The organism is Halomonas sp. 18071143 (assembly GCF_019211725.1).
GTDB lineage: Bacteria > Pseudomonadota > Gammaproteobacteria > Pseudomonadales > Halomonadaceae > Vreelandella > Vreelandella stevensii.
In genome coordinates this window covers 3,327,127-3,338,960 of the sequence record NZ_CP078120.1, presented here as the reverse complement: position 1 = coordinate 3,338,960, position 11,834 = coordinate 3,327,127, and the positions used below count along the sequence as shown (strand labels likewise).

Annotated in this window: 9 protein-coding genes and 1 pseudogene; 6 read left to right on the top strand and 4 right to left on the bottom strand. The window is 61.4% G+C overall.

The window, feature by feature from the left end; all coding sequences use genetic code 11:
* The first annotated feature begins 69 nt into the window (after positions 1–69).
* Positions 70–822, top strand: coding sequence for a DeoR/GlpR family DNA-binding transcription regulator (locus KVY02_RS15715; protein WP_081138683.1), 753 nt, complete (start codon positions 70–72; stop codon positions 820–822).
* A gap of 3 nt (positions 823–825) precedes the next feature.
* Here KVY02_RS15715 and KVY02_RS15710 read toward each other — a convergent pair whose 3' ends face one another.
* Together KVY02_RS15710 and KVY02_RS15705 are read right to left on the bottom strand one after the other, a co-directional pair.
* On the bottom strand, positions 826–1,284 hold the full coding sequence (locus KVY02_RS15710) for a DMT family transporter (protein ID WP_039175164.1): 459 nt from the start codon (positions 1,282–1,284) through the stop codon (positions 826–828).
* Positions 1,285–1,297: 13 nt separating this feature from the next.
* Entirely contained in the window at positions 1,298–1,726 is a 429-nt protein-coding gene (locus tag KVY02_RS15705) for a DMT family transporter (RefSeq protein WP_039175165.1), read from the bottom strand.
* Positions 1,727–1,815: 89 nt separating this feature from the next.
* Between KVY02_RS15705 and KVY02_RS15700 the strand changes: the two genes are divergently transcribed.
* Positions 1,816–2,757, top strand: coding sequence for a LysR family transcriptional regulator (locus KVY02_RS15700; protein WP_256357519.1), 942 nt, complete (start codon positions 1,816–1,818; stop codon positions 2,755–2,757).
* Here KVY02_RS15700 and rimO read toward each other — a convergent pair.
* A complete protein-coding gene (rimO, locus tag KVY02_RS15695; RefSeq protein ID WP_039175167.1) occupies positions 2,744–4,111 on the bottom strand; it encodes a 30S ribosomal protein S12 methylthiotransferase RimO in 1,368 nt (455 codons plus the stop codon). The genes KVY02_RS15700 and rimO overlap by 14 nt on opposite strands.
* Positions 4,112–4,373: 262 nt before the next feature.
* Between rimO and KVY02_RS15690 the strand changes: the two genes are divergently transcribed.
* Positions 4,374–5,573 carry a GGDEF domain-containing protein gene (locus tag KVY02_RS15690; RefSeq protein WP_218313876.1) on the top strand — a complete coding sequence of 400 codons (1,200 nt, stop codon included), beginning with the start codon at positions 4,374–4,376 and terminating at the stop codon, positions 5,571–5,573.
* Between the two features lie 4 nt (positions 5,574–5,577).
* Here KVY02_RS15690 and KVY02_RS15685 read toward each other — a convergent pair whose 3' ends face one another.
* Positions 5,578–7,269: a PAS domain-containing methyl-accepting chemotaxis protein gene (locus KVY02_RS15685; RefSeq protein ID WP_081138677.1), complete on the bottom strand. Its 1,692-nt coding sequence runs from the start codon at positions 7,267–7,269 to the stop codon at positions 5,578–5,580.
* 135 nt (positions 7,270–7,404) lie between these two features.
* On the opposite strand from KVY02_RS15685, the gene KVY02_RS15680 reads away from it, so the two are divergent.
* The 3 genes and pseudogenes from KVY02_RS15680 (at position 7,405) to KVY02_RS15670 (ending at position 10,082) form a co-directional block, all read left to right on the top strand.
* Positions 7,405–8,010: a phosphotransferase gene (locus KVY02_RS15680; RefSeq protein ID WP_256357518.1), complete on the top strand. Its 606-nt coding sequence runs from the start codon at positions 7,405–7,407 to the stop codon at positions 8,008–8,010.
* Between the two features lie 25 nt (positions 8,011–8,035).
* Positions 8,036–9,287 (top strand): annotated as a pseudogene (locus KVY02_RS15675) (ISL3 family transposase).
* Positions 9,288–9,314: 27 nt separating this feature from the next.
* The gene (locus KVY02_RS15670) at positions 9,315–10,082 is read left to right on the top strand and encodes a phosphotransferase (protein ID WP_256357517.1); all 768 of its coding nucleotides are present in this window, start codon (positions 9,315–9,317) and stop codon (positions 10,080–10,082) included.
* Positions 10,083–11,834 lie beyond the last annotated feature (1,752 nt).

Below are 11,834 nucleotides of genomic sequence, written 5' to 3'. Positions count from 1 at the left end.
GCTTTCGTCGAGCAGAAAACGGTTTTCGTTTTGCTGGCGGCAACCTTGAAGGGAAAACCGGGAGGAAGCATGGACGTCAATCAACGTCGGCGGGCGGTACTGGCCTGCGTGCGGGACGAGGGGCGGCAGACCCTGGAGGCATTGGCGCGACGGTTTGGCGTCTCGGTGCAAACCGTGCGCAGCGACATACGCTCGTTGGCCGAGCAAGGGCTGCTGCTACGCCGACACGGTGAGGTGATGGCGTTTCCTGACCAGGAGAATGTCGGCTATGACCAGCGCCAGATCGTCAATCAGGCCGGCAAACGACACATTGCCCGTCAGGCAGCCTCGCTGATTACCGATCACCAGTCGCTGTTTTTAGGCACCGGCACTACGGTGGAGCAGCTGGCCGATGCGCTGCACGGCAAGCAGGGCCTGCAGATCATGACCAACAACCTGCACGCGCTGATCAAACTGTGTGCCCTGGAGTGCGAGCTGGTCGTGGCGGGTGGTCGCGTGCGCCGCCGCGACCAGGACGTGATAGGCGGTGATGCCTGGCGCTTCTTTCAGCGTTATCGGGTCGATGTGGGCATCGTCTCGGTGGGCGGGATGGATAGCCAGGGCCTGCTGTACGACTACAACGATGACGAAGTCATGGCCCGAGAGGCGCTGCTGGCCCACGCGGCGTACCGTATTCTGGTACTGGACAAGACCAAGTTCGACCTGCCGCTGCGCTGCGCCGCAGGATCGCTGGCCGACTATCATGCGGTGATCACTGACAGCCCCTTGCCCGACCGGCTCAGAAGCCCCCTGGCGGCCCAGGGGGTGAGATTTCTATGTTGAGCGTCAGTCGCGTTGCTGCTGCCGATGGCTCAGGTAGATCAGTACGATCGCCACGAGCAACAGTGCCATGGCCAGGTAGCGTGAGCCATCCAGTTCACGCTGAGCGTTATCGAGCCAGCCAAAGTGGTCAATCAGCAGGCTCATCAGCAGCTGGCCCGAAATCACCGAGACCGTGGCAGCAGCCGTCCCGACACGCGGTACCGCAAAGACGATGGCCAGCATGTAGACCACCCCGAAGAGTGCCCCGGTCAGTTGCCACTTGGGCACGCTCATGAGCGTTGCTTCCTGAGGGGGCTCGAAAAAGAGCACCAGCAAAAAGGTCAGCACGGCACCCACGGCGAACGTCAGCCAAGCGCTCTCCATGACGCCAGTATGAGCGCCCAGACGGCCATTGATGGAGGATTGGGCGGCCAGGACTGCACCGCCCGCCAGAAGCAGGGCAAAGACAATGGGTAATAGCATGGTGGGTCTCCTGTTACATCAACCAAAGGGCAGCAAGAATCATGGCCAGTGCCGCCAGGCGATAGCCATCGACGCGCCGCCGTTCGCTACCGAGCCAGCCAAAGTGGTCAATGGCCAGGCTGGCCGCGACCTGGCCGCACAAGATACCCACCATGGTCATGCCGACACCCACCAGCGGCGTAGCGAGGGTCAACACAATGACGTAGATCGGCCCCAGCAAGCCGCCCGTCAATAGCCAGCGAGGCTGCTGAAACAGCGCACCCAGCTGGCGTTTGGGCGCGAATAGCAGCGCAAGCGACAGTAACAGGGCACCTACCAGGAAGATGGAGAGCGTGGCAGAAAAGTATCCCACCTGCTCCCCCAGAGGCCCTAGCAGCCCTGCCTCCACCGATAACCCCATCCCGGCGATCAATACGCCGAGCAGTATCAACGCGTGTTGCATGTGTCGTTCCCCGATTCAGAAAGAGGCCGCACTCTAAAGAGACACGCTTGTTGCTACAATGCGTTAAACGGGCAAAGGACTATTGCATTTTGGACAACTCGATTCGCCTGCTGGCACTGCGGCTGTTTGTTCGCGTGGCTACCAGCGGCAGTTTTTCAGAGGCCGCACGCTACTATGGGTTGCCGACGTCCTCGGCGTCGCGGCACATCGCCAGTCTGGAGCAAGCGCTGGGCCAGCGTTTGCTTTATCGCCATACGCGAGCCGTCAAGCTGACGGAGGCAGGGGAACGTTACTTTCATGAAGTGCACGAGGCGCTGGCGCGACTGGAGCTTGCCACCGAGGAAGTCATGGGAGTGGCTCGGCACCCTCGCGGGGTGCTTCGAATCAATGCGCCCGTGGCGTTCGGTCGGCGCCATATCGCCCCCCATTTGGCCCGGTTTCAGCAGCGCTACCCTGAAATCGAAGTCGATTTGACGCTGGAAGATCGTTTCATCGATCCCGTGCAGGAGGGGGCCGATGTGGTCATTCGCGTGGGAGCCTTGGCAGACTCCAGCCTGGTGGCTCGTGGCATTGCTCGCCAGCGTTTCATCGTGTGTGCTGCGCCGAGTTATCTGGCGGAGAAGGGCGTGCCAGCGACACCCCATGCGCTCGGGCAGCATAACTGCCTGCTTTACAAAGGCAGCAAAGGGACGCAGTCATGGCATTTTCGGGCGTTTGAAGAGGCGCGTGCGGTGCGCCATGTTTTGGCGGGAAATCTGGTGGCCAACAATGCCGAAAGCCTGGTGGAAGCGGCCATCGCCGGGCAGGGCGTGGTGATGTTTCCCTCGTGGCTGCTGTTTGAGCCACTGCGTCAGCAAACGCTGGTGCCTTTGCTGACGCAGTGGGAAGCCTCCGACGACGGTCATCTGGACAATATCTATGCGATTTATCCAGACAACCGTCTTCGCTCGTCAAAGGTCTCGGTGTTCATGACCCATCTGGAGCAGGTCATTGGGAGCCCGCCCTACTGGGATAGCATCAGCCCGCGTTGACGATGTTATTGACAAAGTTCAGCGGCTGGGGGGTATCGATCACCTCGGCCCACAGGTCGTACTCGTCGGCATGGGTGACGCGTGCTCTGACCAGGTCGCCGGCGCGCAGCGCATGGCGGCTTTCCAGATAGACCATGCCATCGATTTCCGGGGCGTCGGCTTCGCTGCGGCCAATGGCGCCTTCGTCGTCCACTTCGTCGACCAGCACTTCGATCTCACGGCCGATCTTGGCCTGCAGGCGAGCTGCCGAGATCTCCTGCTGGTGGGCCATGAAGCGCTCCCAACGGTCCTGCTTCACGTCATCGGGTACCTGCGCCAGGCCCAGCTCATTGGCGGGGGCACCTTCTACCGGGGAGTACTGGAAGCAGCCCACCCGATCCAGCTGCGCTTCGCTCAGCCAGTCCAGCAGGTACTGGAAATCTTCTTCGGTTTCACCGGGGAAGCCGACGATGAAGGTCGAGCGGATGGTCAGCTCGGGGCACTGCTCGCGCCAGCGTTTGATGCGCTCCAGTGTACGGTCTTCGAAGGCGGGGCGTTTCATCGCCTTGAGCACCTTGGGGCTGGCGTGCTGGAAAGGAATATCCAGGTACGGCAGGATCTTGCCCTCGGCCATCAGCGGAATCAGCTCATCCACATGAGGGTAAGGGTAGACGTAGTGCAGGCGCACGCGAATGCCCAGCTCGGACAGCGCATCGCACAGTTCGGTCAGGCGCGTTTTGACCTGGCGCCCGTGCCACTCGTTCTCCACGTAGCGCACATCGACGCCATAGGCGCTGGTGTCCTGGGAGATCACCAGCAGCTCTTTCACTCCGGCCCGCGCCAGGGCTTCGGCTTCGCGCAGCACCTCACCCACGGGGCGGCTGACCAGCTTGCCCCGCATGGAGGGAATGATGCAGAAGCTGCAGGTATGGTTGCAGCCTTCGGAAATCTTCAGGTAGGCATAGTGGCGCGGCGTCAGCTTGATGCCCTGGGCGGGCACCAGGTCGATGCGGTGGTCGTACTCGCTGACGAAGGGCACCGCGCTATGCACGGCGTTCACCACCTGCTCGTACTGCTGTGGGCCCGTCACCGCCAGAACGTTGGGATGCACGTCGCGAATCACGGACTCATCCACCCCCATGCAGCCAGTCACGATCACCTTGCCGTTTTCGGCAATGGCTTCGCCAATGGCGTCCAGGGACTCGGCCTTGGCGCTGTCGATGAAACCGCAGGTATTGACGACCACCACATCGGCATCGTCGTAGGTGGGTACGATCTCGTAACCATCGGTACGAAGCTGCGTCAGGATGCGCTCGGAATCGACCAGTGCCTTAGGGCAGCCTAGCGAAACAAAACCGACCTTGGGTGTGGACATAATGGGCCTCGAGGAAGAGAGCTGAGGGGCGATCACCTTGAGCAGAGGCCCCAGAAAAGAACATGGCGAGTTGAGAAAGGGCGGCATTTTAGCGCCCTTGACCAGTGCTGAAAACCTCTACGCGTTGGATTCGCCAACGTGCCCTGCAGGCGACGCAGCCACCGAGAGATGGCAAACTCAATCGAATGCCAAGCAAGCGTATGAAACGAACGCCTCACCAAAATGGTAGCGATTACCCTTGGGCAGCGCGGGAGCAATGATAATGAATAGCGACAGGTTGCTGGACGCCATCGAGCATGAACTTAGACCACGCTGCCGCTTACGATTCAGGCAGGAGGTGGAGGCACTCTTCGAACAGGAAACACACCAGGCACGCCAACGGCACCTGGTGATCATGGGGCTGGTTTCTGCACTGATCTATACCCTGTTTCTGATTAACGACTACAGCTTGCGACCCGAAGCGTTTCTGGCCTCCGTGGTGATTCGCGGTGTCATTTTACTGCCCATGGCACTGGCGATTTTCTGGTGGGTCTACCGTGGGGTGCCGCCGTGGTTGCGTGAAACGCTGATGGCAGGGCTGGTCGTGATCGCCATGATCGGCTCCAGCACCATTTTCTACATTTCCAGCTCGCCGTACTCCTACCTGGACGTCTTCTCGTTTGGTCTGATCCTGTTGGCTGGAAACATCGTCTTTTCATTGCGCTTTCCTTACGCCCTGGTCTCCTCGGTGATCAGTATCGCCATCATGGGCGCCTTTGTATTTCACTATGAGTTGATGCCGGTCGAGGCCAAGCGTTTGGCCATGTTTGCTATCGTGGTCAAGGCGGTGTTTACGTTGATGGCCAACTACCGCCTGGAGTACAGCATGCGGATCTCTTTTCTGCTGCTGATGCGTGAAAAAATCAAGGCCGGCAATATGCAGAGTGCCAATCATCAGTTGACGCGACTCTCGGTGACCGACCCACTGACGGACATCGCCAACCGCCGCCAATTCGATGCCATTTTTCCCGCGCACTGGCAGGTGGCCCAATTGGAACAGCGTTATTTGGCCATCATGGTGATCGATATCGACCACTTCAAAGCCTACAACGACTATTACGGCCACCTGCAAGGAGACCTTTGCCTTCGTCAGGTGGCCGCCGCGTTACAAGCCAACAGCCGATCCGACGATCTGGTGGTGCGCTATGGCGGTGAAGAGTTCGTGATTCTGATGCCTCGCACCGAGCCGCATACGGCACGTCAGGCCGCAGAGCGTATCCGTGAGAGTATCGAAGCGCTGGCCATTGCGCATGCTGGGTGTGGCCCTGATGCCAACGTGACGGTGAGCATCGGGGTGGCCGCCATGCAGCCCACCGCAGGGCAAGAGGAAACGGCACTCTTCATGGCAGCCGATCAGGCGCTTTACGATGCCAAGCGCCAGGGGCGTAACCGCGTCTGCATGACTCCCCTGGCAGAAAGCTGACCGTCTAGAACGACGCCGCGCTGGCGAGTGGGCTGGGTGCAGGCTTGCGCGGCGGCAGAGCCAGCACGTTATTTTGGCGTGGCTGCGTGCCCTGAAGGGTCGTTAGTGGGGGTTGGCGTTCGCCGATAGGCATGAACGCGTGGGCGCTGTGGGCCAGGTGAGACACTTCTCTGGAGAGGAGGTCGACGGCATTGATGTAGGCATCCATGCTGGTCGCGCTCTCCTGGGTGCCCTGGTCGATCTGAGCGATGGCCTGGCTGATCTGAGCGATGCCCTCGCTCTGTTCGCGGGCGGCGGCGCGAATCTCTTCCATCAAGTCGTTGACGTTGTGGCTCGCCTGACGGATTCGGCCCATGGCATCCCCGGCAGAGCCTGCCTTGTGCTGGCCTGCCTCGATGCGCTGGCGGGCCGTTTCGATCAGTGTCTGCACCTGATGGGCTGCCTCGGCTGACTGACGGGCCAGGCGGCGTACTTCTTCGGCCACCACCGCAAAGCCTCGGCCATGTTCACCGGCCCGGGCAGCTTCGACGGAGGCGTTCAGGGCCAGAATATTGGTCTGGAAGGCAATATGGTCGATGGTCTTGACGATGCCTGCCATGTCCTGGGACGTGCTGGTAATGCCCTCCATGGCATCATCCAGTTCCTGCATGATGGCCACGGCCTTGTCCACTTCGCCCACGTTACCCACCGACGCCTGGCTGGCCAGTTGGGCATTCTCCGAACTTTGCCGAACGGTAGACGCGATCTGCTCGGCGCTGGCAGCGGTTTGCTGCACCGCAGAGGCCTGCTGATCCACTCGATGGCCCATGGCCTGGTTATGCCGCGACAGCTCCTCCACCGAGGGCATGACCCGGGCAATCCGCTGGTCCAGGTCGCCAATCAGTGCATCCAGCGAACGGCGCATGAAGTTCATGGTGGCCAGGGTGTTGTCCATGGCTTTGTTGCCCACGGTAGGGACCTGAGCGTTCAGGTCGCCTGCCGCGATTTGCAGTGCAAAGTCGTTGGCTTTGTGCAGGAAGCGACGCAACCGACGCGCCTGGCGCCACTGTAGCGCGCTCAGCAGCAGCCCGCTGGCCAGCACCATCATCACCAGTGGCAGGGTCACCGAGGTGGCCACGTGGCCCTTTAGCCACCAGGCGCATCCCGCCATCAGTAGCCCAGTGGTGAACAGCGTCATCAGAACGCCGGAAATGCTGGCCAGTCGCGGCGCCCACCAGGCGGCACTTGCCAAGCGCTTCAGCGGGTTACGCGCCATGATCTCACCGTGCTTGACCGTGTAGCGACCCTGCTGCTCACGAATGTCTTGATAAATACGCTCCGCCTCGGCCACTTCCGCTTTTTCCGGTTTTACCCGAATGGACACGAACCCGGTGATTTGATTGTTTTCACGGATGGGCACCACGTTGGCACGCACCCAGTAGTGGTCTCCGTTCTTGCGCCGGTTCTTGACCAGCCCGGTCCAGTACTGGCCCGCCTTGAGGTCACTCCACATATCGGCAAACACCGGGGCAGGCATGTCAGGGTGGCGCACCATGTTGTGTGGTGAACCCACCAGCTCCTCATAGTCGAAGCCACTAATCTCGACGAAGCGATGGTTGGCATAGGCGATGTGGCTGCTTCGGTCGGTTTTGGAGATCAGCACATCATCATCGCGTAGAGGGTGTTCCACTTGGGTAACAGGGCCGTTGTTTTTCATGATGGAGTACCTGTGGGAGGAATACCTGATTGGGTTGGTCAGGTATTACTATAAATCTGCTACAAGAGTTATCCAGAGGTGTTGCATTGTTTAACATTTTCCTGGCCGGACAGTCGGTCATGCCAAGAAGCCGCCATGAATTTGACAACCACCGCGCGGTATGACAAACACACAACCATTTCAGGTGGGGGATTGAACGTGGCAGACGAGCAAAGCTATCAGGCGTTGGCAGTGGACACCCTTGGCCAGCGGCTGGGGGGAGTGGAAGCGGTCGCCCGCCGCGTGGGTGGCGACCCGACACAGTGGCAGATCCGTGAAGTGGGCGATGGCAACCTCAATCTGGTATTCATCGTCACCGGCAGCACCGGTAGCGTGGTGGTCAAGCAGGCGCTGCCCTACGTGCGCATGGTCGGCGAGAGCTGGCCGCTGCCGCTCTATCGCGCCCATTTCGAATACTACGCCTTGGTGCGCCAGGCCAAGCGTGCGCCTGGCGTGGCCCCAGAGGTGTACCATTTCGACAAGCCCCAGGCGCTGATCGTGATGGAGTACCTTCACCCGCACGTGATTTTGCGGCGCAAGCTGATCAGCGGCGAGCGGGTGGCCCAGCTAGGGGAGGCCATCGGTGAATTCTGCGCCCGCACGGCGTTTCGCGGTTCGGAGCTTTCCATGGCCAGCCCAGAGAAAAAAGGGCTCTTCGTCGTTGGGTGTGGAATTCGCCCCCTGAGCTGGGCCAGGATATGACCTCTACGACGATAGGAGGTATGGCATGGATGGCACCCAGATTCTGGCCCTCGGCCTGGGCCTGCAAGCGCCCTGGATTCTCAAGGACCAGCACCTGGATACCTCCGTATCGCCCCACCGGTTGGACCTCTACGTCGAGGCCGAGCGTGGCAGCCTCTACCCCTGCCCTGAATGCAGCGAGGCCTGTCCGGCTCACGACTTCGCCGACAAGACCTGGCGGCACCTGAACTTCTTCCAGCATCACTGCTACCTGCACGCCCGAGTGCCCCGCACCAAGTGCCCCGAGCATGGCGTCAAGCGCATCGAAGTGCCTTGGGCGCGCCCGGGCAGCGACTTCACCCTGCTGTTCGAGCAAGCGGCCATGTCGCTGGCCAAAGAGATGCCCGTGCTGGCGGTCTCTCGGCAGTTGGAGATCACCGACAAGCGACTGTGGCGCATCGTGCACCACTACGTAGGCCGCATGCTGGGGGAGCTGGACCTGTCCAGTGTGGCCACTGTCGGCGTTGATGAAACCGCCTCCCGGCGTGGCCAGCGGTACGTGACGGTGTTCCTTGATATGCAGCGCAAGCAGGAGCCCGTGATCTTCGCCGTCCCAGGCCATGGCAAGGGGGCCATCGAGGCATTCAGCGCCCCGGCGGCTCATGGCGGCGACCCCAACAACGTGGTCGAGGTGGTCTGCGACATGTCACCAGCCTTCCTCAGCGGCGTGGCCGAGAACCTCCCCAAGGCCGAGGTCACGGTCGACTGGTTCCATATCGTGCAGACCTTCACCAAGCGACTGGACGAAGTGCGCAAAAAAGAGCGCCGCGAGCAGGGCCACCCTGCCGCTGCGCTGGGCCCTGCTGAAGAGCCTGGACAACGAGAACCTGACGCCCAAGCAGCTGGCGGCACTCCAGGAACTGGTGGCCGATCAGAGCGCGACGTCTGATGCCTGGGTGATCAAGGAGAAGCTGCGCTGGATCCAGAAGGCTCCGACGCCGCGATCGGCTCGGTGGCGCATCACGAACTACCTCAAGGTCATGAAAGCGGCGGTCTCGGAGAAGCCACTTCTGAAGCCAATGGGCAAGGCCCTGGCGACGCTGGAGCGACATGCAGAGGCAGTGGTCAGGCGTTGGATCTCGGGGCTGACGAACGCACGACTGGAAGGCATGAACGGCCTGTTCCAGGCGGCTCGGTCACGCGCACGCGGCTACCGGAACGAAGCCAACTTCATTGCCATGATCTACCTGATTGGCAGCCCGGTGGGCCGCCTGTTCGATCAGGCCAAATCCACGTGAAGTGACGAAGAACCGAAAAAAGCCGATGTGGGCCTGTTCTCGGGCAACGTCGCGATCCCCGCGATTACCGAATCACTGGTGTTCACCGACCCCTACTACGGCGCCGAGATGAACCGCCATACGCCCGAGCTCTCGCCCGTGGTGGACGCACTGCGCCGCAATGCGCCTTTGAAAGCCAAAGTGCAGCGGCTGTTGATGAAGTTCACTGCCAACACCGAAACCATGCTGCACGGTGATTTGCACTCCGGCTCCATCATGGCCACCGACACCAGCGTGCGGGTCATCGACCCCGAGTTTTCCCAGTATGGCCCCTTGGCGTTCGACCTGGGCATGGCCGTGGCCAATTTCTTCATGGCCTACTTCAGCCAGCCAGCCCACCGCCAGGCAGACGAGCTGGAAGCGTATCAAGCCTGGATTCTCTCGGTGATCAGCGACTGTTTTACCCGCTTCGATGAGGAGTTTCGTCACCTCTGGCAAACCGAGCGGACCGGTATTCTGTTCCCCAGGTCGCTATTCGAAGAGCAGGGCAACAGCGCCGACGACGCCTGCGATGCCCTGCTGGATGAGATTCGTGAAGATGCGCTGGCCTACTGCGGCATCGAAATGCATCGCCGCGTACTGTCGCTGGCCCACAATGCCGATTTCGAAGAGATCGAAGACACTGCCCTGCGCGCCGAGTTGGAAGCACGCAACGTGCTGATGGGCCAAACGCTGATCATGGAACCGCAAGCCTACCGAGACCTCGACGCGCTGACGGATCTCGCCAAAACGTTCAATCAGAAAACGGTGTTGTAAGCGTCTTTCCATTGATTCAGTGGCATCTTCGGCACCGCTGTGCGGTGCTTCGCGGGTGCGCTCCGCTTACGCCGCGCTACGGGTGCCCCTCTTGAGTTTGGCGAAGCCCCGTAGCGCGGCGTAACGAATCTTGCTCGGCACGAGCAAATGAGGCACCCGCGGGGGCGGCGGTAGCCGCCTGGGTGGGGCCGCTGTGGAGGATCAACGCTCGGTGGCATCTTCGGCACCGCTGTGCGGTGCTTCGCGGGTGCGCTATCGCTTACGCCGCGCTACGGATGCCCTGCTTGAGTTTTGAGAAGCCCCGTAGCGCGGCGTAACGAATCTTGCTCGGCACGAGCAAATGAGGCACCCGCGGGGGCGGCGGTAGCCGCCTGGATAGGCCAGAGTGAAGGATCAACGCTCGGTGGCACCTTCGGCACCGCTGTGCGGTGCTTCGCGGGTGCGCTATCGCTTACGCCGCGCTACGGGTGCCCATTTTGAGCTTGGAGAAACGCCGTAGCGCGGCGTAACGAATCTTGCTCGGCACGAGCAAATGAGGCACCCGCGGGGGCGGCGGCAGCCGCCTGGATAGGCCAGAGTGAAGGATCAACGCTCGGTGGCACCTTTGGCACCGCTGTGCGGTGCTTCGCGGGTGCGCTATCGCTTACGCCGCGCTACGGGTGCCCATTTTGAGCTTGGAGAAACGCCGTAGCGCGGCGTAACGAATCTTGCTCGGCACGAGCAAATGAGGCACCCGCGGGGGCGGCAGCCGCCGCTTGGGTGGGGCCGCTGTGGAGGATCAACTCCCGGTGGCACCTTCGGCACCGCTGTGCGGTGCTTCGCGGGTGCGCTATCGCTTACGCCGCGCTACGGGTGCCCATTTTGAGCTTGGAGAAACGCCGTAGCGCGGCGTAACGAATCTTGCTCGGCACGAGCAAATGAGGCACCCGCGGGGGCGGCGGCAGCCGCCTGTGGGGCCAGAGTGAATGATCAACTCTCGGTGGCATCTTTGGCACCGCTGTGCGGTGCTTCGCGGGTGCGCTATCGCTTACGCCGCGCTACGGGTGCCCTGCTTGAGTTTTGAGAAGCCTTGTAGCGCGGCGTAACGAATCTTGCTCGGCACGAGCAAATGAGGCACCCGCGGGGGCGGCGGTAGCCGCTTGGGTGGGGCCAGAGTGATCGATCAACGCTCGGTGGCATCTTTGGCACCGCTGTGCGGTGCTTCGCGGGTGCGCTATCGCTTACGCCGCGCTACGGGTGCCCTGCTTGAGTTTGGCGAAGCCCCGTAGCGCGGTGTAATGAATCTTGCTCGGCACGAGCAAATGAGGCACCCGCGGGGGCGGCGGTAGCCGCTTGGGTGGGGCCAGAGTGATCGATCAACGCTCGGTGGCATCTTTGGCACCGCTGTGCGGTGCTTCGCGGGTGCGCTATCGCTTACGCCGCGCTACGGGTGCCCATTTTGAGCTTGGAGAAACGCCGTAGCGCGGCGTAACGAATCTTGCTCGGCACGAGCAAATGAGGCACCCGCGGGGGCGGCGGTAGCCGCCTAGGTGGGGCCAGAGTGATCGATCAACTCTCGGTGGCATCTTCGGCACCGCTGTGCGGTGCTTCGCGGGTGCGCTATCGCTTACGCCGCGCTACGGTTTATTCTTCACCCTTCACCCTTCACCCTTCACCCTTCACCCTTCACCCTTCACCCTTCACCCTTCACCCTTCACCCTTCACCCTTCACCCTTCACCCTTCACCCTTCACCCTTCACCCTTCACCCTTCA